We start from the raw sequence: 21,217 nt of genomic DNA on the forward strand, positions 1-21,217 counted from the left end.
TTAGCCAATCCAGATCCATGCCTGACTCCGCGCCACCCGGCGCGGGGCCGGAACCCCTGTTGCCCAAGTATCGGAGACGCCCATGAAAACCGCTGCTCAGTTGCTGAAGTTGAAGGCCGTGGAAAACCGCCAGGTGCACAGCATCGGCCCGGACCAGATGGTGCTCGAAGCACTGCAAATGATGGCGCAGAAAAATGTCGGTGCGCTTCCAGTGATGGAAGCCGGCCAGGTGGTCGGCGTCATCAGCGAACGCGACTATGCGCGCAAGGTGGTGCTGCAAGGCCGCTCATCGGTAGGCACTGCGGTCCGCGCCATCATGAGCGCCCCCGTGGTCACCGCCGACAGCCAGCACAGCATCGAACGCTGCATGGCCGTGATGACCGACAGCCACCTGCGCCACCTGCCGGTATTGGAAGGCGAGCAACTGATTGGCTTGCTGTCGATTGGCGATCTGGTGAAGGAAGCGATTGTCGAACAGGCGGATCTGATTCGGCAGTTGGAGCTCTATATTCGGGGGGATTGAGGGGAGGGGGCGGGTGAGTGAGATTGCCAGGTTGAGTGTCAATTCTCCATGAGTGCTTTTGCGAGACTAAGTCTTATAAACCCCAAGGCATCTTTGTAAATTTGATGCCAGGCTTCAGAGGGCTCACTCATTAATGGATGCCAGAAAAACCTGAACTCATGCCCTCCGTCATCCTCAGTATGATGAACCCAGGTATCAGGGAGGTCTTGTGCAACATGACACTCATGGAATGCCCACATCTGTCCGGTTATAGGCGAGCGCCACACCCCCAAATCTCGTACCACCTTGCCCTCAATCCCGGCTTCTTCGAACAGCTCTCGGGCAGCGGCCGTCTCGGTCGACTCTCCGGGTTCCACGCTACCCTTGACCAATTGCACACCTGCCAGCGGATGCTCAAACGCCAGGATTTCTAGGGTTTCACTGCTCCGTAGCACTACCGGACAGGCTTTATCTACTGTCATGCCATCTTCCTATTGGTTTGTAATTTTGCCTCCTGATCGGCTGGAAAACCTTCCCGGAAGGGATCATTTCGGGATAGGTGCGGCCAAGACATTTAGCCAGGTCATCGATCATTGCTGCGTTTGTATCGATACCAGCCTTGTCCATACAGAACTAAACGTTTGTAGTGGTCTAATGAAACCGGACACCCATTTAGGCGAGAATGCTCGCCAGATAGAGGTGTCTGATGACCAAGCAACGTCGTTCCTTTTCCGCTGAATTCAAACGCGAGGCTGCAGCTCTCGTGCTCGATCAAGGCTATAGCCATATCGAGGCCTGCCGCTCGCTCGGGGTGGTCGAGTCCGCGTTGCGTCGCTGGGTTAACCAACTCCAGCAGGAGCGCAGTGGTGTTACTCCGCAGACAAAAGCGCTGACGCCCGAGCAGCAGAAGATCCAGGAGTTGGAAGCCCGGATCGCTCGTCTTGAGCGGGAGAAATCCATTTTAAAAAAGGCTACCGCGCTCTTGATGTCGGAAGAGCACGAACGCACGCGCTGATTGATCAACTGAGCACCCAAGAGCCGGTTGATTGGCTTTGTGTCGTCTTTGATATCACTCGTTCGTGCTACTACGCCCACCGCCTCAGATGTCGAACTCCGGACGTTGAACGACTTCGGTTACGCAGTCGAGTCAATGAGTTGTTCACGCAAAGTCGGAGCGCCGCCGGCAGCCGCAGCATTGTGTCGATGATGCAGGAAGATGGCGAGCAAATCGGACGGTTCAAGGTGCGTGGTCTGATGCGGGAGCTGGCGTTAGTCAGCAAACAACCTGGATCACATGCTTACAAACAAGCGACGGTTGAGCGGCCGGATATTCCGAACATCTTGAATCGAGAGTTTGAAGTGCCGGCACCCAACCAAGTCTGGTGTGGCGATATCACCTACATCTGGGCCCAAGGGAAATGGCATTATCTGGCTGTCGTGCTGGATCTCTATGCGCGCCGAGTTGTGGGCTGGGCGCTGTCGAGCAAACCGGACGCGGACTTAGTGATCAAGGCTCTGGATATGGCTTACGAGCAGCGTGGCCGGCCTCAAGGACTGCTGTTTCACTCGGATCAGGGCTCGCAATACGGCAGTCGCCAGTTTCGCCAACGGCTCTGGCGTTACCGCATGCGCCAAAGCATGAGCCGTCGTGGAAACTGTTGGGATAATGCGCCGATGGAGCGTGTGTTTCGCAGTTTGAAAACTGAATGGATACCGACCGTGGGCTACATGACGGCTCAAGAGGCGCACCGAGACATCAGTCATTACCTGATGCATCGGTACAACTGGACTCGACCGCACCAGTTCAACGATGGGCTGGCCCCGGCTCAGGCCGAGAAAAAACTTAACGTCGTGTCCGGGATTAGTTGACCACTACAGTTGGGCTTGTTGTTTGACCTGAACACGACTCCTTCAACTTCCATGTTCATGTCGTATTTGAAATACCGTTCTAATGTTTTTTGCCGTGTCAGGAAGGTGGTAGGTATCCCAGCCGCCAGTCATTCCGAGTACCGGCATTTTGAAAGGTGCTTTTGACTCCAAAGGCTCTCCGTAATGGGACCTTACCCAAGCTTGGTTCATTCGGCGTTGGAGCTGGTACGGCAATTCATTCTCGTAAACTGAGTCGTCGTCGGAAGTCTTATGCAAGTAGATACAGAGAGAGTCAAAGTGCTGAGTACTTGAAAAGCCCAAATCTATTCCGGCTGCAGGCGACATGGACGCTGCCTCATCTCCCTCGAACATACCTTTTGGCGGCCCGCCTGGGAGGTACATTCCGGATGCGATCAACTCGGAATAGGTCCTCCCCATACTTTTAATCAGGTCATCGATCATTGTGGCGTTCATATTCGTGCCAGCTGTGCCCCGTAAAACTAAGCGTGGGATTTTTCGTTAAGTCTGAACACTATCCCTTCCACTTCCATGTCGACGGTGTACTTGAACAACACATTGATGTTTTTGGACATGCCTGGAAAACGATAGGTTTCCCACCCGCCTACCAGCCCACGCACAGGAATTTTGTATGGACCTTTTGATTCCAAGGGCTCGCCGTATTGGGATCTAACCCAGCTCTGGTTCATTTTTGTTTTGAGCTGATAGGGAAGCCCTCCTTTGTAGGTGGGCCTTCCGGGAAAGGTTTCCAGGAAAGTGATGAACAGATCTTCAAACCGCTGATTGCTGGCCCAGAATCCCAGCTCAATACCCGGTTCAGGCGACATAGATAAGGTGTCGCTGTCCTCGAAAATACCTGTTGGCGGACCGCCAGGAAGATACATTCCAGAGGCGATCAATTCGGGGTAAGTACGTCCGAGACTTTTAACAAAGTCATCAATCATTGCGGCGTTCATATCAGTACCAGTTTTGTTCCTGATGGAGGTTGTGCAGGTTTGTGCGTGCCATTTCGATCTGTTCTTCGGTAAAACCCTCTTCCAAAAGGTAAGGCTTGATGGCATCGAGATTAGTATCTACGGCTGTCCGTAGGTCAGCCGCATCCTTGGCCTGCTGGGTCTTGGTGTTTCTACCACCATACGTCTCACTGTACTTCTGATGCACCTTGTGAGGTATCGCGATACTTGGGGCTTTTCGTAGATGATCTTTGACTTCAGGTTGGGAGATGCCCGGGACGTTTTCATTCAAAAAAACCTCCAACGCCTTTTGCGACGGTATGTGATCAATATCCAGCCCATCCTTGGCACTTCTATTTGAAAGATCATTCGCCGGGCCGACTTCCAGTGGGTTGACCATCGGTTTGGCGAAGACCAGGTACAGCGAGCGGAGGCCGCTGTCTGCCGGGAAGGTGATGATGCAGTCTTCGACCTTGAACTCGTCGAGGGGCGCGCCCTGGAGTTGGCTGTCGCCGCCTTCGGCGATGGGGTGGACCATAAGGCGGGCCAGCTCGTCGGTCACGCCCGGGTAGGGTGTCGGGGCGGTGATTACCGGGCCGTTGTCCTGGCCCGACTGGGCGCTGGTGTGGATGCCGCGGATTTGCAGCGTGCCCTGGCTGTCGCGGCGGAGCTGTCGGTGACCAGCACCCAGTCACCGTTTCTGACGGCGGCAAGAATGTCCCGATCGCTGTTGATCGTGTAGTGCTCACGCAACAGCTCGTCCAGCCCCGCCAGGCTCGACCTGTTGCGTTGCAGGGCCATGCGCACCCGGGTTTCGGCGTCATGGGCACTTTGCGCATGCCGTGCCTCGGGGGCGGAGCTTTTTAGTAAACGCATGTCGGTAAACGCATCGGCGGCTTCGCTGTCTGGATCAGCCACCCATGCTAGGGGGCCGCCCTGGCGCGGCGCTCTAGGCCCTTTCTGAAACGCTTGAAAGAAAACTCGCTTGTGGGCCGGCGACAAAACCGGCAATCCGGAGCCGGCAATAAAGCCTGCCGTTCGTCACGGCGCGGTGAGCGGGATTCAACTTTTGCCCACAATGATTTTCACAGCCGTTGTAAGGGCCGCCCCAGGTCCGGAGGGGCTGTTATCCGCCGGAGGTTGAGCCAGATGAACGACGACGCCCTGGACGAAACGCTCGAGGAACGTCGCCAGCGCCGGGTGGCGCAGGCGCTGAGCTTGAACCCCGACGAAGTGGCGCGCTGGGTCGTGGCCATGGAGGAGGACGGCAGTGGCATGGGTTATGTCATCGAGTTTTCCGCCGCCACGCCGGTCGGGGTGCTGGCCAGGGTGCCGGGGCTGGGCAGCGATCGGCTGATCAATATCGGCCCAATCGACTAGCCGCCATGACCGCCATGCCAGCACTGACCGCCGAGCGTCTGCGGGCATTGCACAGCGAGGGTTTCGTGCTGCTGCCCGGAGTGCTCGACGGGTTGCAGATCCAGCTGCTGCGCCGCGCCATCGACGGCCTCAAGCCCCAGCATTGGGACTACAGCGGCTTGCTCGAGCACTACAAATGCGTGTTCAACCGCGACCCGCTGTGGCTGCCGTTTCTCGATCTGCCGGGGGTGATCGAGCTGGCCGAGGCGGCGCTGGGCGACGATTGCCATGTCATCGGCCAGACCGCCTGGCGCTGCCATCCGGGCTTTCAAGGGATGGGGTTGCACCTGGATTACCTGGCGATGCAGCTGCCGCGCAGCCTGCTCAGCGATCCGGCATTCGAGCTGCCGATGCAGATCTGCACCTGCCACCTGTACCTCGACGATATCGACCAGGACCTGTGCCCGACCCGCGTGGTGCCGGGCAGCCATCGGGCCGGGCGGCCGCCACGGGCCGGCGAGGAGCATTGGCATGGCCGAACGGCCCAGGCCGTGCTGTGCCAGGCCGGCGACGCGCTGATGTTTCGCAGCGAGCTGTGGCATGCCGGCAGCGAAAACAGCAGCGCCGAGCGCATCCGCTACCTGCTGCAGGTGCACTATGGCCGGCGCATGGTGGCGCAGAAGTTTTCGCCCTATCTGCACTGGTGTTTCAACCCCGAGGTGCTGGCGGCGGCCTCGGCGCGCCAGCGGCGCCTGCTCGGCGAGCATGAGGAGGCCGAGTACGACTGAGCGAGGCGACTGTCAGCTGTCGGGAAAAGGGATCGACAGCAACCAGCGGCTGAACGCCTGCAACGACGGCAGGTGCTGATAGCGGCTGGGGTAGGCCAGGTAATAGCCGCGACCGCTGTCCACCGGCTCGAACAGCGCCACCAGCTCGCCGCTGTGGATCTCGTCCTGCACCAGGATGCGCGGCACCAGGCCGATGCCGATGCCGGCGACCACCGCCTGGATCAGGTGTGCGGTCAGCTCGAACCCCGGCCCCATGCGCATCGCCCGCGGATGCAGGCCGTTCTGCTCGAACCACTCGGGCCAGGCGTCGGGACGCGACACCACGTTCAACAGCAACTGTTGCGCCACGTCGCCGACGGACATCGAGCCGTGCTCGGGCAGGGCCTTGGGGCTGACCACTACCGTGAGCTTTTCCGACAGCAGCCGATGGGCCTCGTAGCCGGGCCAGTGGCCGGTGCCGGCGCAGATGATCGCGTGCATGTCGGCGGTGTCCTTCGACAGGTCGCTGGTGACGATCCGCGAGTGGATATGCACCAGGGTGCCCGGATGACTGGCGTAGAAGTCATGCATGCGCGGCAGCAGCCATTTCGAACCGAAGGTCGGCAGCACTGCCAGGTGCAGCGGGCCGCCGCCGGCCTTGTGGGCGATGGTCTGCAAGGTGGCATTACGGATCCGCGCCAGGGCCGCCGCCAGCTCGTGGTGATACAGGGCGCCGGCGGCGGTCAGCTCGATATGCCGGCCGTCGCGGCTGAACAGCGGCACTTCCAGCAGCGACTCCAGGGCCTGGACCTGGCGGCTGACGGCGCTCTGGGTCAGCGCCAGTTCTTCGGCGGCCTTGGTGAAGCTGCCATGCCGCGCCGCGGCCTCGAAGGCCACCAGCACCGACATCGACGGGGTGAGACGTCTGGGGTTCATTCGTAAAACTCATGAAAAAAGCACATGAAATACATTTGCCCGAGGGGCAAGGCTTCAGGAAAATAGGCATTTTCGGCTGACCGCCGCCCCTCGGGCTGCGTGCAAGCATACGTGTTTTGCATGCACCGCTGCGCCTTTTCTCTGCCTGGAAGCCTTTTTGATGATTGCTCTGCTTGCCCCCGAACGCGACCCGCTGGCCCACTACCAGGGTTTCCTCGACGCCCTGGCCGCCGACGGTTTTCGTGGCGAGATCGCCCGTGACCTGGGCCTGCGCACGGTGCTGGCCACCGACAATTCGATCTACCAGCGGCTGCCGCAAGCCGCGGTCTTTCCCCGGGATGTGGCGGACGTCGAGCGGCTGGCCCGGCTGGCGGCGAGCCCGGAACACCGCGCGGTGGTGCTCACCCCTCGTGGCGGCGGTACCGGTACCAACGGTCAGTCGCTGACTGACGGCATCGTGGTCGATTTGTCGCGGCACATGAACCAGATCCTCGAGATCAATGTCGAGGAGCGCTGGGTGCGGGTGCAGAGCGGGGTGGTCAAGGACCAGCTGAACGCCGCCCTCAAGCCCCACGGCCTGTTCTTCGCCCCGGAGCTGTCGACCTCCAACCGCGCCACCGTCGGCGGCATGATCAACACCGACGCCAGCGGGCAGGGCAGCTGCACCTATGGCAAGACCCGCGACCACGTACTGGCGCTGAGCACCGTGCTGTTGGGCGGCAGCCGCCTGGACAGCGCGCCGATCGACAACCGCCAACTGGAGCAGGCAGCCGCGCAGCCAGGGCGGATCGGCGAGGTCTACCGCTGCGCCCAGGACATCGCTGATCACCAGGCCGAGCTGATCGAGGCGATCTTTCCCAAGCTCAATCGCTGCCTGACCGGTTATGACCTGGCGCACCTGCGCGAGAGTCCGGAGCAATTCAACCTCAACAGCGTGCTCTGCGGTTCCGAGGGCTCCCTGGGCTTTATCGTCGAGGCGCGGCTGAATGTGTTGCCGATTCCCCGGCACTCGATCCTGGTCAACGTGCGCTACGCCGGTTTCATGGATGCGCTGCGCGACGCCAAGGCCTTGATGGCGCTGAAACCGCTGTCGATCGAGACGGTGGATTCCAAGGTGCTGATGCTGGCCATGCAGGACATCGTCTGGCACGGCGTGGCGCGGTATTTCCCCGAACAGGCGGACACCCCGACCCTGGGCATCAACCTGATCGAGTTCAGCGGCGACGATCAGGAAGAGCTGGAGCAGCGGGTCGACGCCTTTGTCCGGCACCTGCAGCAGGACAGCTCGGTGGTGCGCCTGGGCCACACCCTGGCCATCGGCGCCCAGGCGGTGAACCAGGTGTACGCCATGCGCAAGCGCGCGGTCGGCCTGCTGGGTAACGTCCAGGGCGAAGCGCGACCGCAGCCCTTTGTCGAAGACACCGCGGTGCCGCCGGAGAACCTGGCGGACTACATCCTCGAATTCCGCGCGCTGCTCGATGGTTATGGCCTGCAATACGGCATGTTCGGCCATGTCGACGCCGGCGTGCTGCACGTGCGGCCGATCCTCGACATGAAAGACCCGGAGCAGGCGGCGTTGATCCGGCCGATCTCCGATGCGGTGGCGGCGCTCACCCACAAGCATGGCGGCCTGCTGTGGGGCGAGCACGGCAAGGGCCTGCGTTCGCAGTACGTGCCGGACTATTTCGGCGAACTCTATCCGTCGTTGCAGGCGCTGAAGGCTGCGTTCGACCCGTTCAACCAGCTCAACCCGGGCAAGATCGCCACCCCGGCCTCGATGCCGGAGGCGCGCCTGACCCGGGTCGACGAAGTGGTGCTGCGCGGCGAGCTTGACCGCACCATCGACGAGCGCGTCTGGCAGAGCTACGACAGCGCCCTGCATTGCAACGGCAACGGCGCCTGCTACAACTTCGACCCGGACGATGCCATGTGCCCGTCGTGGAAGGCCACCCGCAACCGCATTCATTCGCCCAAGGGCCGTGCCTCGCTGATCCGCGAGTGGCTGCGGCTGCAGGGCGAGCAGGGGGTGGATGTGCTGAACGGCGGTGGCGCGCGGCTTTCCAACCTGGCCCGGCGCATCTACAACAGCGCGGCGCGGCTGGGCGGGCGCGAGGACTTCTCCCATGAGGTGTACGACGCCATGGCCGGTTGCCTGGCGTGCAAGTCCTGCGCGGGGCAATGCCCGGTCAAGGTCAATGTGCCGGAGTTCCGCTCGCGCTTCCTCGAGCTGTACCACGGCCGTTACCTGCGTCCGCTGAAGGATTACCTGATCGGCTCCCTGGAGTTCAGCGTGCCTTATCTGGCGCGCCTGCCACGGCTGTACAACGCGCTGATCAGCGCGGCGCCGGTCAGCCGTGCCCTCAAGCACCTGGCGGGCATGGTCGACAGCCCGTTGCTCAGCACCCTGGATTTCCAGGCGGTGTGCCGCCGGCGCAATGTGCGCATGGCCAACGCCGCAGAACTGGCGGCGCTCTCCGAAGAGCAGCGCCAGCGCAGCGTGATCCTGGTGCAGGACGCCTTTACCCGGTTCTTCGAGACGCCGCTGGCGGCCGAGTGGCTGGAGTTGGTCGAGCGCCTGGGCGTGCAGATCTACCTCGCGCCGTTCGCCGCCAATGGCAAGCCCTTGCAGGTCCAGGGTTTCCTCGGCGCCTTTGCCCGGGCCGCGCGCTACAACGCGCAGTCGCTGCTGAAACTGCAGGCCAGCGGCGTGCCCCTGGTCGGGCTCGACCCGGCGATGACCCTGGTCTACCGCCAGGAATACCGCAAGACCCTGGGTGCGGCTCAGGCCCCCGAGGTGCTGTTGCCGCAGGAATGGCTGGCCCGGGTGCTGCCTGTAGTACCTAGTGAGGCATCGGCCGAAGCGGGCCCGACCGCCGAGGCCGAGCCGTATCAGTTCCTTGCGCACTGCACCGAGAAGACCAACGAGCCGGGCAGCATCGGCCTGTGGCAACAGGTGTTCGCGCGCATGGGGTTGAAATTGCAGGTGCTGGCCAGCGGTTGCTGCGGCATGTCCGGGACCTACGGCCACGAGACCCGCAACCTGGCGACTTCGCAGGTGATCTACCAGCAGTCCTGGCAGCCGCTGGTGGCGCGCCACGGCCAGGGTGGGCGGTTGCTGGCCGACGGTTATTCCTGCCGCAGCCAGGTCAAGCGCCAGGAGGGGCAGGGGCTGCAGCACCCACTCCAGGTCTTGCTGGAACAACTGCGCAAGCGCCCGCTCGAGGCCTGATCAGCTTCACCGTGGTGCCGGTTCTGCGAGCGCTACGCGCTCGATCGCAGCCTGCGGCAGCGGCTACAGCAACCGCGTTGTCTGTGTAGCCGCTGCCGAGCCTGCGAGGCTGCGCTCGGTTGCGCAGCGACCGCAAAAGTCTTCCTGCCGGCGCCGGTGCCTTCAGTCGCTGCTGTCCATCAACCGCTTGATGCGCAGCCAGTCGTTGCGCGCTTCCAGGTATTTTTCGTTCGCCAACTGCTTGGCCTGGCTGAACAGGGCCAGGCGGTCGTCGTCGACATGGTCGGTGTTAAGCAGCTCATAGGCCTGGACATCCAGGCGGTCGGCTTCGGCAAACAGCCGGGCGTTATTCGCCAGCTCCCGGTTGAATCGTTCTGTCCTGTTCATGGATGCGTCGTCCTTCTTGATCCTGCATAGGGCCGACCACGGCAAGACACCCGAGCGCATGGATATTCATCGCTATTGCTGTTCCTGGCCCTGGGTGCCTCGGCCGCTGGCCGAGATATCGAGACCTTGCCTGGATTTGGAAAGTCGCCTTTTACCCAGGGTTCCATGGTGCTGCCGAGCGGTTGTCGGCAGCGCGTGTTTGGGCCGCCAGCCACTTCATTCCGGCGTGCCATGGATCAGCTCCAGGGCCTCGCTGCGCGACAGCGGCCGTTGCATGCGCTGCGACAGCACCGCCATGGCCCGCGGGTACTCGCAGGCGACCACCGACTCCACCTGTTCGTTGAAGCACAACAGGGCGATGAAGCGGTACTGCTCCGGCTCGCCCTCGAAGACGATCTGGTTCCAGCGGCGGGCGTGGCCGAGCACCTCGAAGGTCTGGTCGTAGAAGTAGGTCCAGAAGAACGGCACCACGCTGAAACTCAGCTGTTCGCCGAGCATGTTGCACGCCGCGAGCTGGCCTTGTTGCTGGGCCACTCGCCAGTGTTCGATGCGTTGCGAGCGGCCGTCGCGGGGGAAACTCACGATGTCGCCGGCGGCCCACAGGCCGTCGGCCACGGCCAGGCCGGCATCGGCCTTGAGCGAGCCGTCCTCGGCGCGTTCGAGGCCTTCGACGAAGGTCGTGGCAGGGCTGACGCCGGTGCCGAACAGCACCAGGTCGACGGCAATGCGCTGGTCGTTGTCGAGGACCACCTGTTGCACCTGGCCCTCGCCGACCAGGGCCCGGGCTTCGCAACCGGCGTAGTAGATCACCCCGTGCTGTTCATGCAGGGCCCGTATGGCGCTACCGATGCGTTCTCCCAGTTGGCGTTGCAGCGGCACCTGGTGGCGACCGATCAGGTGCACCATCAGCCCCCGTTTGTGCAGGGCCGAGGCGGCTTCCAGGCCGATGAAGCCGTCGCCGATGATCGCCACGCGTTTGCCGGGCCGGGCCTGTTCCAGCAGGCGCGCGGCGTCCTCGCGCGAGCGCAGCATGAACACCCCCGGCAGGTCGGCGCCTTCGATGGCCGGCAGGCGCGGTTCGGCGCCGGTGGCCAGGAGCGCCGCGTCGTAGTCCAGGCGCTGGCCGTCGGCCAACAGGATCTGCCGCCGCCTTGGGTCGAGGCGCAGGACCTCGGCCTTGAGCACCCGTATATCGGCCTTGCGATAGAACTCCGGCTCGAGCAGGGCGGGAACCTCATCCGGCGGCATCTCGCCGGCCAGCACGTATTTGCTCAGGGCCGTGCGGTCATAGGCGGGCCGCGCTTCCTTGTCGATCCAGGTCAGGTTCCTGCCGAACCCCTTGGCCCGCAGCGTCGCCACCGCGGCGGCCCCGGCGGCGCCGGCGCCGATCACCAGCAGCCGGCGCGAGTCGGCCAGCCGCGGTGGGGCGGGCTCGGGCATGGGCTGGTCGGCGACCCAGACCCGGTTGTCATGGCGGATGTCGACTTTGTAGCGCTTGAGGCTCGCCAGGGGCGGCGGCTCGCAGACTTGCCCGTTGGCGCAGGCAAAGGCGCCCTTGTGCCAGGGGCAGATCAGTTGCCCCTGATACACCGCGCCCTGTTCCAGGGGCGCCCCGGCGTGGGGGCAATCGGCCTGGTAGGCCTGGACCTGATCGCCGGTACGAATCAGCAGCACGGCCTCGGCGCCGACCTGGACCCGGGTGCCGCGGTCTTCGGGCAGCTGGTCGAGGCGAGCCACGACATAAAAGGTCATCGCTTTTCTCCTGCGCATTGCGCGCCCTCGGCCATCCTTGCGCGTCACCTTCTCGGGTGCGCGGGGCCGGGTACGGAATCTTCTGCTCGAGGGCGCAACGCGGCCCGGCCAGGTGGCTTCGCACGGCTTTCGTCATGAACGCCGCCAATCGCTGGATCTGGATTAAGTGTGGACCCTGCAAAGCCCGGCCGATGGGCATGCTCCGATAGCCGGTCATGCTCGAGCCGGCAGGCACCGGGGCGCTAGACCGTCAGTTCGATCAGGTGGCCTTCGACCTGGCCGGCCTCGATTGTCAGATACCCCAGGCTGACCGGCAGCTTGAAACGCCTTGGCCCGGCGCTGCCCGGATTGATATAGAGCACATCGTCCTGCCAGAACAGCCGCGGCCGATGGGAGTGGCCGCTGACCACCACCCGCACGCCCGGCGGCAGGGGCTTCGGCACTTCGGCCAGGACATGGCAGAGCAGCAGGTCGAGGCCGTCGAGCTGCACGGTGAGGTGATGGGGCAATGCGTGGGCCCAGGCATGGGGTTGGTCGACATTGCCGGACACCGCGGTCACCGGCGCCAGGTGTCCGAGAGTGGCGAGTATCTGCGGGTCGCCGATATCGCCGGCATGCAGGATATGCGCGCAGCCCTGCAGCGCCGCCAGCGCGCCGGGACGGAGCAAACCGTGGGTGTCGGAGATCAGGCCTATTTTCATCCGCTGTTGTTCATCGAAGGTTTTTTAACGGGGTTCTGCCGTGGCGCAAGCATAGCCTGTCGCGCGTGACGATCAGCGGGTCGAACAGGCCGGTGAGATGGATGGTTCGTGCAAAAGCCGGAGCGTGTCAGGGACAACGCTCCGGCAATGGGCATCAGGCTTTCCGGGTGCCGCCGCCGGAGCCTTGGGCGCCACCTTTCTTGCCGGCGTCAGGGGCTTTTTGCCGATCGGCGGGGACGTTGCCACCCGAGCCCTGGCCACCGGATTTCTTGCCGGCGGGGGAGGGTTTTTGAGTGTCCTTGTTGCCCATGAGTGGGTTTTTTCCGCTGGTAGCCATTTTTTCAATCCTCGATAGTGAGCGATTTGACACCTCGCAAGATTGGGAAACAGAACTGCAAAGAAAGTTTGAAAAAGCTTCGCTCGGAACGACGAGTGGCGAGGGATCGATTGCCTGCGGCCAGTTGTCCAACATTAAGTCGGTTTATAGGGCCCGTTGGATCGAGTTGTATTTTCAATTGGAGGACCAGGGCCCTATCGGTCTAATTGAACGACGCGCGACATTTGCCGGCTCACTGGCCGGACTTGCGTTGATCGCGTGTCGATGGCCAGACGACCGACCCTACTGGCCCATGCGCAAGAGTGCATAAAAATAGCCTGGCGGAGACCGATATGGCTGATCAGCCGCGCAGAGTTCTGGACGAGAACCGTTTTCGCTTGCTGGTCGAGGCGGTGATCGATTATGCGATCTACATGATCGACCCCCAGGGCATCGTCATCAGTTGGAATGCTGGCGCCAGGCGGCTCAAGGGCTACCAGGAAGCGGAAATCCTCGGCGCGCACTTTTCCTGTTTCTACACCCCCGAAGACCGCCAGGCCGGGCTGCCGCAACGCGCATTGAACACCGCCCTCACCGAGGGCCGTTTCGAGGGCGAGGGCTGGCGGGTGCGCAAGGACGGTACGTGCTTCTGGTGCCATGTGGTGATCGACCCGATCCGCGACTCCAGCGGGCAACTGCTGGGTTTTGCCAAGATCACCCGGGACCTGACCGAGCGCAAGATCGCCGAAGAAACCCTCAAGCAGAGCGAGCAGCAATTTCGCCTGCTGGTGCAGAGCGTCACCGACTACGCCATCTATATGCTCGACCCCGATGGCCGGGTCAGCAGCTGGAACCTCGGTGCGCAGCGGATCAAGGGCTATCTCCCGCAGGAGATCATCGGCGAGCATTTCTCGCGTTTCTACACCGAGCAGGATCGCCTCGACGGCGTGCCCCAGCGGGCCCTGGAAGCAGCCACCCGCGAGGGCCGTTTCGAGAAGCAGGGCTGGCGGGTGCGCAAGGACGGTACGCAATTTCTCGCCCATGTGATCATCGATCCGATCCGCAGCGATGCCGGGGAGCTGTTGGGTTTTGCCAAGGTCACCCGCGATATCAGCGAGGCGGTCCAGGCGCAGAAGGCCCTGGAAAGTGCCCGCGAGGCACTGTTCCAGGCGCAGAAGCTGCAAGCCATCGGCCAGCTCAGCGGCGGCATCGCCCATGACTTCAACAACCTGCTGACGGTGATCCTGGGCAACCTGGAGCTGGCGCGCAAACGCATCGACGACAATCCGAAACTCGCGCGCCTGCTGGACAACGCGGTGCTCGGCGCCGAGCGCGGGGTGTCGCTGACCCAGCGCATGCTGGCCTTCGCCCGGCGCCAGGAGCTGAAGACCGAAGCGGTGGACTTGCCGCGATTGGTGAAGAACCTCAACGGCTTGCTGTGCAGCTCGCTGGGGCCCCAGGTGTCGATCCTGACCAGCCTGCCCGAGTCGTTGCCGACGGTACTGGCCGACGTCAACCAGCTGGAGCTGGCGCTGCTCAACCTGGCCACCAATGCCCGCGATGCGATGCCGGGCGGCGGCACCATCGAACTCATGGCCGATCTCTGTGACAGCGGCCAGGTCGCCGGCATCGCGCTGCCCCATGAACACTATGTGCGCCTGTGCGTGATCGACAGCGGCGAAGGCATGGACGAGCAGACCCTGGCCCTGGCCGCCGATCCGTTTTTCACCACCAAGGGCGTGGGCAAGGGCACGGGCCTTGGCTTGTCGATGGTGCATGGCCTGGCCGAGCAACTGGGCGGCCGGCTGGTCCTCAAGAGTCTCAAGGGGCAGGGCACCACCGCCGAGTTGTGGTTGCCCCTGGCGAGCCAGGCGACCCGCGCCGTTTCGACCCGCTCGCAGGCCCCGGACTCGCAGCCGCAGCCCCTGTGCGTGCTGGTGGTCGACGACGACAGCCTGGTGCTGACCAGTACCACGCTGCTGCTCGAAGACCTCGGCCACCAGGTGCTTTGTGCGATGTCCGGCGCCCAGGCGCTGCAACGTTTCGCCGAATACCCGGCGATCGACCTGATGATCACCGACCTGGCGATGCCGGTGATGGACGGCGGGCAACTGGCGAGCGCCGTGCGCCTGCTGCGCCCGGACCTGCCGATCATTCTCGCCAGCGGTTACTCCCAGCGCCTGGAGGGTCTGGCCGCCGCCTTGCCACGGGTACCCAAGCCCTACACCCAATTGCAGTTGATCGAGGCCCTGGCGCAAGCGGTGGGGCAGACGCCGGGCAGCCCCAAGGGTGAGCCGCCGGACGCCGGTGTTCCGCTGACAGCCGGTTAAGCCTGTGCAGCCTTCAGACAGATGACCGATGGTCGGCCGCGACGACTTTGCTGGCCGGCCCCTGGTCAGTGACAGCAAGGCCTCTGCGCGCCGTACCGGGCGCAGATCGATCCGAGCGGGGAACATCGCCGATGAAAGCGCTGAAAATCGCCACCTTCAACCTCAATGGCATCCGTGCGCGCCTGCCGAACCTGCTGGCCTGGCTGGAGCGCGAGCGCCCCGACATCGTCTGCCTGCAGGAACTCAAGGCACTCGACCGGGAGTTCCCCAAGGCGACCCTGGAAGACGCGGGCTATGGCAGCCTGCACCACGGCCAGGCGTCCTGGAACGGTGTGGCGATCCTCGCCCGCGACAGCCAGCCCCTGGAAATCCGTCGCGGGCTGCCGGGCACCGAGGACGACGGGCAAAGCCGCTACCTGGAAGCGGCGGTCCACGGCGTACTGGTGGGCTGCCTGTACCTGCCCAACGGCAACCCGCAACCGGGGCCGAGGTTCGACTACAAGCTGGCCTGGTTCGAACGCCTGATCGAGCATGCCGCGACCCTGCAGGACAGCGAGCACCCGGTGCTGCTGGCGGGGGACTACAACGTGGTGCCGACGGATTTCGATATCTACAACCCGCGCTCCTGGCTCAAGGACGCCTTGCTGCAGCCGCAAAGCCGCGAGTGCTACCAAAGGCTGCTGGCACAGGGCTGGACCGACGCCTTGCGCGAGCTGTACCCGGATGAGCGGGTCTACACCTTCTGGGATTACTTTCGCCAGCACTGGCAAACCAACTCCGGCCTGCGCATCGACCATCTGCTGCTCAACCGGGCCCTGGCTCCTTACCTGGAGAGCGCCGGGGTCGACGCCTGGGTGCGCAACGAGCCCCATGCCAGCGACCACGCGCCCGCCTGGATTACCCTGGGCACGCGCAAGCGGCGCGGCTGAGCGCGGGCCATTGGCACCCTGCATGCTGCTGTTTCAGGCCGCTGGCCGATCGGGGTGGCGTCGGCGTTTCTTGTTGCTCTCGTAGCGGGCGAGCATCGGTTGGGTGCTCAGGCCGTGGGCCAGGATGCTCAAGGCCACCACCGATAGTGTGAGGTTGGCGCTGGCATCGGCCAGCGCCGGGTCGAGGTCGTGGTTGAGGGCATAGAACAGGTAATAGAGGCTACCGATACCGCGGATGCCGAACCAGCCGAGCAGCAGCCGCTGGCGACCGTCGAGCAGGCGGCCCCAGGGGATCAGCAGCACGCTCAGCGGGCGGATCAGCAGGAACAGCAGGGCGCCGACGGTCAGTGCATGCCAGTCCCAATGGGCGATCAGCACCACGCCGAGCAGGGTCACCAGGAACACTTCCATGGCCCGTTCCACCAGGCCGCCGAAGGCCAGCATGTCGCCGAGCATGATGCCCGCCGCGACCTGTCTTTCCTGCAGGGCCTCGACGTCGCCATGCACCGCCTGCGCCGGATCGACATGCTGGTGGCCGACCACCGGCTGCACCAGGTGTTCGGCCGGCGCCCGGGCATGGTCGCTGGAATGCACCTCGGCCTGGCGCAAACCCAGGGCGGCGGCGAACACTGCCAGAAAACCGTAGCCCTGGATCAGTTCCGCCACCACGTAGGCCAGGGCGATCAGGGCGAAGGTCAGGTAGTCGTTCGGCGAGAGCGTGCTGTCGGCGTACTTGATCCGCAGGTGCAGGGTCAGGTGGCCGAGGCCGCGGCCCATCCAGTAACCGCTGAGCAGCCCCGCGGGCACCGCCCAGAGCAGGCTGAACACCACCCAGTCGCCGAGCCAGGCCGAGGGGGCGTCGCCCTGGCGGGTCAGCAGCAGGCCGAGAATCACGAAGGGAAACGCCACACCGTCGTTCAGCCCGGCCTCGCCCGACAGGCCGAAGCGTACCCGGTCGTAGTCCTGGGCGTCGCTGACCTGGACCAGGGTCGCCAGCACCGGGTCGGTCGGGGCGAGGATCGCGCCGATCAGCAGCGACGGCCCCCAAGGCATGTGCAAACCGTAGTGCAGCAGCAGGCCGACCCCGGCGATCGACAGCAGCATCACCGGCCCGGCCAGGCCGAAGGCGATACGCCAGCTGCGGCTGCTGAGCGGCAACCTGAGCTTGAGGCCGCTGACGAACAGCGAGAACAGCACCGCCACTTCGGTCAGGTGCTCCATCCAGCCCGCGGCCTGGTGGATGTCCAGTTGCAGCAGGCCGAGGCCGGCGGGACCGATGGCGATCCCCAGCGCCAGGCAGACCACCGAGGTGGTCACGGGCATCCAGCGCAGGTAGGAGGAGGTCAGCGCGAGGATCAGCAGCACAGCGCCCAGGACCGCGACCCAGACAATGAAAGTCATGTTTGCCTCGGGTCGCGCGCAGCGAGGCTGCCTCGAGCGTGGGCAGGCCCGGCCAGCGGCGCGGCGATCATGAACGGGCTCGGGACGACAGGCATGGACGGATCCTCATGAGCGCGGACGTACAAGGCAGGAACGCTCGCCAGCTCGAAGCAGCGGGTCCTCAAGCTGAAGACGCCTGCCAGGCCCGGACGTTCCGCCGGGGAGCCGTACGGCAGGTGCCGTGGCCATTCGTCCATTGCTTCGCACCCGAGGCTCGCGGCGCTATCGAACAAGGACAGGGCAATACCGCCCGGACCGATACGGAGGTGCTTATGACTCGCCAGCCCGTTGATCCGCGCAACGATCCGCAGAACGATCGCTCGCGCGCCCCCGAACCGCTGGAACCGCAGGATGCCCACGGGTTGCCCGGCTACCCCGGGCGGGCCGCGGCCGCGGATGAGAAAAAGCCCGCCAAGGGCCCGGCCAATCGCCCCGAGCCCGAACCGGGCGCCACCGAACCGGGCAACGAAACCCCGGAACAGGACAATGAAAAGACTGCTTGAGGCCATGGCTCGCGTCGCGTCGCGACGGGGCGGCCTTGGCGCCCGGGGCAACGGGGTCAGCCGCCCGAGACTTTCCAGTGCTTGACGTCGTCGGCGAAGACCACCTGGCGCACCTCGTGGGCGATGCCGTAGGCCAGCGACTCATGGGCGGCGATGACCTTTTCCTCGGCCGACAGGCATTTGAAGATGTCCAGCTGGGTTGCCGCGTCGGCGGTTTCCAGCTCGTAGATTTTCACGTAGCGCGCCAGGTCGTTGTCCAGGCTGGAGAGGTATTCGCGCAGGCGCTGGTGATCCACCGAGTTCTGGCTGAAATACCAGTTCATCGGGTGGATCAGAAAGCGCGAATGCGGCGTGGTGATGCGTCGGTTGGCGGCGAGAAACATGATGATGCCCATGGACTCGATGTTGCCTGCGTTGATCGCGCACAGTGGCACCGGCAGCGATTTGAGAAAGGTGTAGAGGGTGAAGCCGAAGTTGGTGCTGCCACCGGTGGTGGAAAGATTCAGCAGCAGCGAGGTGGCGCCTTGCTCGATGGCTTCCAGGCAACTGTCGCGAAAGCGTTCGGTGGTGCCCTGGTCGATCTGGCAGTGAAAATGCACGATGTGCTCGGTCATCGGACGGCCTCCCAGTGTGGATCACATCTTGTGCCCAGGCTCTACGATTGAGCACGGGCAGCGGCGAAGGTTTCTTCGTGACCCATGGGGAGCGACGGGCGGAGGCGCGCGTGGCCTGAACCCACGGCCGTCAACGTCAAGGTTGCAGCGGCTCAGCGTCCGGTGTGCTGGAGGATGACCGGGTCGCTGTCGGGCGTGGATGTGGGCCGGGCTTCCAGTTCGGCGAACGCCTGCTTCACCAGGCGCAGGTGTTCGATCGCTTCGCGGAACCTGGCTTCGGCCTTGTTGCGCAGGCGGCGGTACTGCTCGAACGTCTCGATATCCAGGCGCGCATCCTCCAGCAGTTCATAGGCCTGGGCATTCAGGGCCCGAGCCTGGTTGAACAGTCGCTGGTTCTGCTCCAGGGCGAACTTGCGGCAGGCACGGATCTGGAAACGCTGGTGGGTGCTGTTCATGACATTCTCCTTATGCTGTGCAATCGGGCGTGCGGCCATGTGCTGGTCATGCATCGTTAAGAATTCGACCCGGTCGCTGGCGGCGGGACTGCAAAAATAAGCAGCGGAAAAACCGTTGGATCGCCCCCGCTTCCGTGCAGCGAAAAATCATGTTTTTCAATCGGTGACCGGGCCCCGACAGGCCGGCCAACCACTCATCCATTGCCTCGCACCCGCTGGCCCGGCCCAGTGCCTAACCCAGTAAGGCCCGGATTCACCGGGCCTGCCGTGAGGTGCACCATGAACCAGTCGATGCATGACCCCAGCGAGCCCCGCACTCCTGAACCCGACCCTCTGCAACCCGCCCGCCGGAATGATCCGGTGACCGATCCCAACGTCAACGGCGATGCCGAACGCAACAAGCCTCAGGACGATGACATGGAGCGGCCGATGGACCCCGACCTGCCGGCACCGAACGAGCCGACCCCACTGTCCGATGACCGCCGCTGATACGTCCCGCAGACAAGCCCGCCGCTGTTGCGGGCTTGTTTTTGTCAGTGCCGCCGCAGGCCGCGAGCAGACCTTTTCATCGACCACGCGCCGCCGCGCACCTCGATAGAACGTGCGCGAACGCCAACGGTCAACCCAGAACAGCCCCCCCAGAACAACCCCCAGAACCTGTCGACATGAACGGCGTTGAACGGATTGTCGAGTACCTGCGCCAGCAGCGCCTGCGGTTGACCACCGCCGAGTCCTGCACCGCTGGCGGCATGGTGACCCTGCTGGCCCAGGTGCCGGGCAGCGGCGAACTGATCGAGAGCGGCTACGTGGTGTATTCGGCCGAGGCCAAGCAGCGCCTGCTGAATGTCAGCCGCCAGACCATCGATACCTTCAACCTCACCAGCTGCGAGGTCGCCGGGGAAATGGCCCTGGGCGCCTTGCGCGACAGCCCGGCCACGGTGGCGGTGGCCACCACCGGGCTGCTGGGGCCGGACGATGTCGACGGCATCCCGGCGGGCACGGTGTGTTTCGCCTGGGCCTTCGCGATTGCCGGGCAAGTGGCCCTGTTCACCCGCAAGGAACGGTTTATCGATTCCCGCGAGAAGGTCCAGCACTTGGGGTCGCTGCACGGCCTGCTGCAATTGCCGCATTTTCATCAGGCCGCGCTCAACGGCGAGCGTGGCTAGGAGGGGCCATGGACGATTCAACCGAAGACGACCTGCTGCCACGCAGCCAGCCGATCCGGGAAGACATGGCCCTGCAGCGCAAGGTCTGGCGCTTCGAGCGGGCAGGGTGGTACGCCCTGCTGGCAATTGTCCTGCTGACCTTGGCCGGGCTGTTTTCCAAGGGCCCCCTGAGCACCCGGGACATCAGCAGCGCGGACGGGACCCTGCGCGTGGAGTACCAGCGCTTTCTGCGCAACGGCTCGACGGATTTACTGACCCTGCACCTGCGCGGCGGCGCCCGGCAATTGCTCGAGGTGGAAATCGCCGGCGAGCTGTTGCAAGGCTTCAGTGTCCAGACGCTGCAACCCGAACCGCTCAGGGCGAGTTCCGCCGGCTCCGGCATCCGGCTGTGGCTGCGCGCCGACGCCGATGGCCAGGCCCGGCTCTACCTGACGCTGCTCAGCACCGGGGTGGGCTTCTATGACAGCCGGATCAGCCTGGCCGACCAGCCGCCACTGGCCATTTCCCAGTTCATTTATCCCTAGGCGATGCCATGGATTCGGTCCTGCGCGCGGCGTTTATCTATCTGGTGCTGTTGGTGCTGTTCAAGATCGCCGGGCGCCGTTCCCTGGCCGAACTGACCACCTTCGACCTGGTGCTGCTGATGGTGATCGGCGAGGCGACCCAGCAGGCCTTGCTCGGCGATGATTTTTCCCTGACCAATGCGGTGCTGGTGATCGTCACGCTGATCGTCATCGATGTCGGCCTGTCGCTGCTCAAGCTGCGCTCCGACGGTTTCTCGCGCCTGGTCGACGGCGGACCGACGGTGATCGTCGAACATGGCCGGCTCCTGCGCGGGCGGATGCGCCATGCCCGGCTGGTGGAGGCGGACATCCTGGAAGCGGCCCGCGCCAGCCAGGGGCTGACGAGCCTGGAACAGATCAAGTTCGCGGTCATCGAGCGCAACGGGAAGATATCGATCATTGCCTATGACGAGGGCGCTGGCCCTTGA

General features: G+C 63.9%; 24 protein-coding genes and 1 pseudogene. 12 read left to right on the forward strand and 13 right to left on the reverse strand.

Annotated elements, in window-relative coordinates; genetic code table 11:
• Nucleotides 1–82: 82 nt before the first annotated feature.
• Nucleotides 83–523: a CBS domain-containing protein gene (locus tag H0I86_RS16130; RefSeq protein ID WP_180921253.1), complete on the forward strand. Its 441-nt coding sequence runs from the start codon at nucleotides 83–85 to the stop codon at nucleotides 521–523.
• 38 nt (nucleotides 524–561) lie between these two features.
• Here the strand turns inward: H0I86_RS16130 and H0I86_RS16135 are convergent, their stop codons facing one another.
• Nucleotides 562–984, reverse strand: a complete 423-nt coding sequence (locus H0I86_RS16135; protein ID WP_180921254.1) for an NUDIX hydrolase — start codon at nucleotides 982–984, stop codon at nucleotides 562–564.
• A 224-nt stretch (nucleotides 985–1,208) separates the two neighbouring features.
• Here H0I86_RS16135 and H0I86_RS16140 point away from each other — a divergent pair.
• Nucleotides 1,209–2,371 (forward strand): IS3 family transposase gene (locus tag H0I86_RS16140; RefSeq protein ID WP_180921255.1). Its coding sequence is split into 2 segments (ribosomal slippage): nucleotides 1,209–1,464 and nucleotides 1,464–2,371, totalling 1,164 coding nucleotides; the frame shifts between segments, so codons are not numbered across the junction.
• Here H0I86_RS16140 and H0I86_RS31955 read toward each other — a convergent pair.
• The 4 genes and pseudogenes from H0I86_RS31955 to H0I86_RS32185 form a co-directional block, all read right to left on the reverse strand.
• A pseudogene (locus H0I86_RS31955) lies at nucleotides 2,329–2,845 on the reverse strand (DUF6392 family protein). The gene H0I86_RS16140 and the pseudogene H0I86_RS31955 sit on opposite strands and share 43 nt — an antisense overlap.
• Before the next feature lie 26 nt (nucleotides 2,846–2,871).
• Nucleotides 2,872–3,345: a DUF6392 family protein gene (locus H0I86_RS16145; protein ID WP_258019323.1), complete on the reverse strand. Its 474-nt coding sequence runs from the start codon at nucleotides 3,343–3,345 to the stop codon at nucleotides 2,872–2,874.
• A 1-nt stretch (nucleotide 3,346) separates the two neighbouring features.
• On the reverse strand, nucleotides 3,347–3,880 hold the full coding sequence (locus H0I86_RS32180; protein WP_258019324.1) for an S-type pyocin domain-containing protein: 534 nt from the start codon (nucleotides 3,878–3,880) through the stop codon (nucleotides 3,347–3,349).
• 50 nt (nucleotides 3,881–3,930) lie between these two features.
• Complete coding sequence (locus H0I86_RS32185) at nucleotides 3,931–4,218, reverse strand: hypothetical protein (protein WP_258019325.1); 288 nt, start codon at nucleotides 4,216–4,218, stop codon at nucleotides 3,931–3,933.
• 273 nt (nucleotides 4,219–4,491) lie between these two features.
• Here H0I86_RS32185 and H0I86_RS16155 point away from each other — a divergent pair, with 273 nt between their 5' ends.
• Nucleotides 4,492–4,722: a hypothetical protein gene (locus H0I86_RS16155; RefSeq protein ID WP_009049123.1), complete on the forward strand. Its 231-nt coding sequence runs from the start codon at nucleotides 4,492–4,494 to the stop codon at nucleotides 4,720–4,722.
• Nucleotides 4,723–4,727: 5 nt separating this feature from the next.
• Nucleotides 4,728–5,489 (forward strand): phytanoyl-CoA dioxygenase family protein, encoded by a 762-nt coding sequence (locus H0I86_RS16160; RefSeq protein WP_180921256.1) that lies wholly within the window; start codon nucleotides 4,728–4,730, stop codon nucleotides 5,487–5,489.
• Between the two features lie 12 nt (nucleotides 5,490–5,501).
• Here the strand turns inward: H0I86_RS16160 and H0I86_RS16165 are convergent, their stop codons facing one another.
• Complete coding sequence (locus H0I86_RS16165; RefSeq protein ID WP_180921257.1) at nucleotides 5,502–6,404, reverse strand: LysR substrate-binding domain-containing protein; 903 nt, start codon at nucleotides 6,402–6,404, stop codon at nucleotides 5,502–5,504.
• A 160-nt stretch (nucleotides 6,405–6,564) separates the two neighbouring features.
• On the opposite strand from H0I86_RS16165, the gene ydiJ reads away from it, so the two are divergent.
• A complete protein-coding gene (gene ydiJ, locus H0I86_RS16170; RefSeq protein WP_180921258.1) occupies nucleotides 6,565–9,633 on the forward strand; it encodes a D-2-hydroxyglutarate dehydrogenase YdiJ in 3,069 nt (1,022 codons plus the stop codon).
• 162 nt (nucleotides 9,634–9,795) lie between these two features.
• Here ydiJ and H0I86_RS16175 read toward each other — a convergent pair whose 3' ends face one another.
• The 4 genes from H0I86_RS16175 to H0I86_RS16190 all read right to left on the reverse strand — a co-directional run bounded on the left by H0I86_RS16175 (nucleotide 9,796) and on the right by H0I86_RS16190 (nucleotide 12,810).
• Complete coding sequence (locus H0I86_RS16175) at nucleotides 9,796–10,020, reverse strand: hypothetical protein (RefSeq protein ID WP_180921259.1); 225 nt, start codon at nucleotides 10,018–10,020, stop codon at nucleotides 9,796–9,798.
• Nucleotides 10,021–10,236: 216 nt separating this feature from the next.
• Nucleotides 10,237–11,772 (reverse strand): FAD-dependent oxidoreductase, encoded by a 1,536-nt coding sequence (locus H0I86_RS16180; RefSeq protein WP_180921260.1) that lies wholly within the window; start codon nucleotides 11,770–11,772, stop codon nucleotides 10,237–10,239.
• 242 nt (nucleotides 11,773–12,014) lie between these two features.
• Complete coding sequence (locus H0I86_RS16185; protein ID WP_180921261.1) at nucleotides 12,015–12,473, reverse strand: metallophosphoesterase family protein; 459 nt, start codon at nucleotides 12,471–12,473, stop codon at nucleotides 12,015–12,017.
• A gap of 154 nt (nucleotides 12,474–12,627) precedes the next feature.
• Nucleotides 12,628–12,810 (reverse strand): hypothetical protein, encoded by a 183-nt coding sequence (locus H0I86_RS16190; protein WP_028684040.1) that lies wholly within the window; start codon nucleotides 12,808–12,810, stop codon nucleotides 12,628–12,630.
• 332 nt (nucleotides 12,811–13,142) lie between these two features.
• Between H0I86_RS16190 and H0I86_RS16195 the strand changes: the two genes are divergently transcribed.
• Together H0I86_RS16195 and xth are read left to right on the forward strand one after the other, a co-directional pair.
• Nucleotides 13,143–15,119, forward strand: a complete 1,977-nt coding sequence (locus H0I86_RS16195; protein WP_180921262.1) for a hybrid sensor histidine kinase/response regulator — start codon at nucleotides 13,143–13,145, stop codon at nucleotides 15,117–15,119.
• A gap of 131 nt (nucleotides 15,120–15,250) precedes the next feature.
• On the forward strand, nucleotides 15,251–16,048 hold the full coding sequence (gene xth, locus H0I86_RS16200; protein ID WP_180921263.1) for an exodeoxyribonuclease III: 798 nt from the start codon (nucleotides 15,251–15,253) through the stop codon (nucleotides 16,046–16,048).
• Nucleotides 16,049–16,081: 33 nt separating this feature from the next.
• Here the strand turns inward: xth and H0I86_RS16205 are convergent, their stop codons facing one another.
• Nucleotides 16,082–17,449, reverse strand: a complete 1,368-nt coding sequence (locus H0I86_RS16205; RefSeq protein ID WP_180921264.1) for a cation:proton antiporter — start codon at nucleotides 17,447–17,449, stop codon at nucleotides 16,082–16,084.
• Nucleotides 17,450–17,760: 311 nt separating this feature from the next.
• Between H0I86_RS16205 and H0I86_RS16210 the strand changes: the two genes are divergently transcribed.
• Nucleotides 17,761–17,991 carry a hypothetical protein gene (locus tag H0I86_RS16210; RefSeq protein ID WP_180921265.1) on the forward strand — a complete coding sequence of 77 codons (231 nt, stop codon included), beginning with the start codon at nucleotides 17,761–17,763 and terminating at the stop codon, nucleotides 17,989–17,991.
• Between the two features lie 56 nt (nucleotides 17,992–18,047).
• Here the strand turns inward: H0I86_RS16210 and H0I86_RS16215 are convergent, their stop codons facing one another.
• Both H0I86_RS16215 and H0I86_RS16220 read right to left on the reverse strand, forming a co-directional pair.
• The gene (locus H0I86_RS16215) at nucleotides 18,048–18,605 is read right to left on the reverse strand and encodes an ATP-dependent Clp protease proteolytic subunit (protein WP_180921266.1); all 558 of its coding nucleotides are present in this window, start codon (nucleotides 18,603–18,605) and stop codon (nucleotides 18,048–18,050) included.
• Between the two features lie 152 nt (nucleotides 18,606–18,757).
• Entirely contained in the window at nucleotides 18,758–19,060 is a 303-nt protein-coding gene (locus H0I86_RS16220) for a hypothetical protein (protein ID WP_180921267.1), read from the reverse strand.
• Between the two features lie 360 nt (nucleotides 19,061–19,420).
• On the opposite strand from H0I86_RS16220, the gene H0I86_RS32190 reads away from it, so the two are divergent.
• From H0I86_RS32190 to H0I86_RS16240, 4 genes are all read left to right on the forward strand, one after another.
• On the forward strand, nucleotides 19,421–19,549 hold the full coding sequence (locus H0I86_RS32190) for a hypothetical protein (RefSeq protein WP_258019326.1): 129 nt from the start codon (nucleotides 19,421–19,423) through the stop codon (nucleotides 19,547–19,549).
• Nucleotides 19,550–19,725: 176 nt separating this feature from the next.
• Nucleotides 19,726–20,226, forward strand: coding sequence for a CinA family protein (locus H0I86_RS16230; protein ID WP_180921268.1), 501 nt, complete (start codon nucleotides 19,726–19,728; stop codon nucleotides 20,224–20,226).
• Between the two features lie 8 nt (nucleotides 20,227–20,234).
• On the forward strand, nucleotides 20,235–20,750 hold the full coding sequence (locus H0I86_RS16235; RefSeq protein ID WP_180921269.1) for a hypothetical protein: 516 nt from the start codon (nucleotides 20,235–20,237) through the stop codon (nucleotides 20,748–20,750).
• Between the two features lie 8 nt (nucleotides 20,751–20,758).
• Nucleotides 20,759–21,217: a DUF421 domain-containing protein gene (locus H0I86_RS16240; protein ID WP_180921270.1), complete on the forward strand. Its 459-nt coding sequence runs from the start codon at nucleotides 20,759–20,761 to the stop codon at nucleotides 21,215–21,217.

It is taken from the genome of Pseudomonas chlororaphis subsp. aurantiaca (assembly GCF_013466605.1).
In the GTDB taxonomy this organism is placed as follows: Bacteria; Pseudomonadota; Gammaproteobacteria; order Pseudomonadales; family Pseudomonadaceae; genus Aquipseudomonas; species Aquipseudomonas chlororaphis_I.

What these genes read in the sequence shown, in the direction of transcription:
- H0I86_RS32180 (WP_258019324.1), bottom strand. Translation starts at nt 3,880, where the DNA reads ATGGTCCACCCCATCGCCGAAGGCGGCGACAGCCAACTCCAGGGCGCG.
- H0I86_RS16160 (WP_180921256.1), top strand. Translation starts at nt 4,728, where the DNA reads ATGACCGCCATGCCAGCACTGACCGCCGAGCGTCTGCGGGCATTGCAC.
- H0I86_RS16145 (WP_258019323.1), bottom strand. Translation starts at nt 3,345, where the DNA reads ATGAACGCCGCAATGATTGATGACTTTGTTAAAAGTCTCGGACGTACT.
- H0I86_RS32185 (WP_258019325.1), bottom strand. Translation starts at nt 4,218, where the DNA reads ATGCGTTTACTAAAAAGCTCCGCCCCCGAGGCACGGCATGCGCAAAGT.
- H0I86_RS16180 (WP_180921260.1), bottom strand. Translation starts at nt 11,772, where the DNA reads ATGACCTTTTATGTCGTGGCTCGCCTCGACCAGCTGCCCGAAGACCGC.
- H0I86_RS16135 (WP_180921254.1), bottom strand. Translation starts at nt 984, where the DNA reads ATGACAGTAGATAAAGCCTGTCCGGTAGTGCTACGGAGCAGTGAAACC.
- H0I86_RS16210 (WP_180921265.1), top strand. Translation starts at nt 17,761, where the DNA reads ATGACTCGCCAGCCCGTTGATCCGCGCAACGATCCGCAGAACGATCGC.
- H0I86_RS16235 (WP_180921269.1), top strand. Translation starts at nt 20,235, where the DNA reads ATGGACGATTCAACCGAAGACGACCTGCTGCCACGCAGCCAGCCGATC.
- H0I86_RS16230 (WP_180921268.1), top strand. Translation starts at nt 19,726, where the DNA reads ATGAACGGCGTTGAACGGATTGTCGAGTACCTGCGCCAGCAGCGCCTG.
- H0I86_RS16175 (WP_180921259.1), bottom strand. Translation starts at nt 10,020, where the DNA reads ATGAACAGGACAGAACGATTCAACCGGGAGCTGGCGAATAACGCCCGG.
- H0I86_RS16195 (WP_180921262.1), top strand. Translation starts at nt 13,143, where the DNA reads ATGGCTGATCAGCCGCGCAGAGTTCTGGACGAGAACCGTTTTCGCTTG.
- H0I86_RS16130 (WP_180921253.1), top strand. Translation starts at nt 83, where the DNA reads ATGAAAACCGCTGCTCAGTTGCTGAAGTTGAAGGCCGTGGAAAACCGC.
- H0I86_RS16205 (WP_180921264.1), bottom strand. Translation starts at nt 17,449, where the DNA reads ATGACTTTCATTGTCTGGGTCGCGGTCCTGGGCGCTGTGCTGCTGATC.
- H0I86_RS16215 (WP_180921266.1), bottom strand. Translation starts at nt 18,605, where the DNA reads ATGACCGAGCACATCGTGCATTTTCACTGCCAGATCGACCAGGGCACC.
- H0I86_RS16165 (WP_180921257.1), bottom strand. Translation starts at nt 6,404, where the DNA reads ATGAACCCCAGACGTCTCACCCCGTCGATGTCGGTGCTGGTGGCCTTC.
- xth (WP_180921263.1), top strand. Translation starts at nt 15,251, where the DNA reads ATGAAAGCGCTGAAAATCGCCACCTTCAACCTCAATGGCATCCGTGCG.
- H0I86_RS16240 (WP_180921270.1), top strand. Translation starts at nt 20,759, where the DNA reads ATGGATTCGGTCCTGCGCGCGGCGTTTATCTATCTGGTGCTGTTGGTG.
- H0I86_RS16190 (WP_028684040.1), bottom strand. Translation starts at nt 12,810, where the DNA reads ATGGCTACCAGCGGAAAAAACCCACTCATGGGCAACAAGGACACTCAA.
- H0I86_RS16185 (WP_180921261.1), bottom strand. Translation starts at nt 12,473, where the DNA reads ATGAAAATAGGCCTGATCTCCGACACCCACGGTTTGCTCCGTCCCGGC.
- H0I86_RS16155 (WP_009049123.1), top strand. Translation starts at nt 4,492, where the DNA reads ATGAACGACGACGCCCTGGACGAAACGCTCGAGGAACGTCGCCAGCGC.
- ydiJ (WP_180921258.1), top strand. Translation starts at nt 6,565, where the DNA reads ATGATTGCTCTGCTTGCCCCCGAACGCGACCCGCTGGCCCACTACCAG.
- H0I86_RS16220 (WP_180921267.1), bottom strand. Translation starts at nt 19,060, where the DNA reads ATGAACAGCACCCACCAGCGTTTCCAGATCCGTGCCTGCCGCAAGTTC.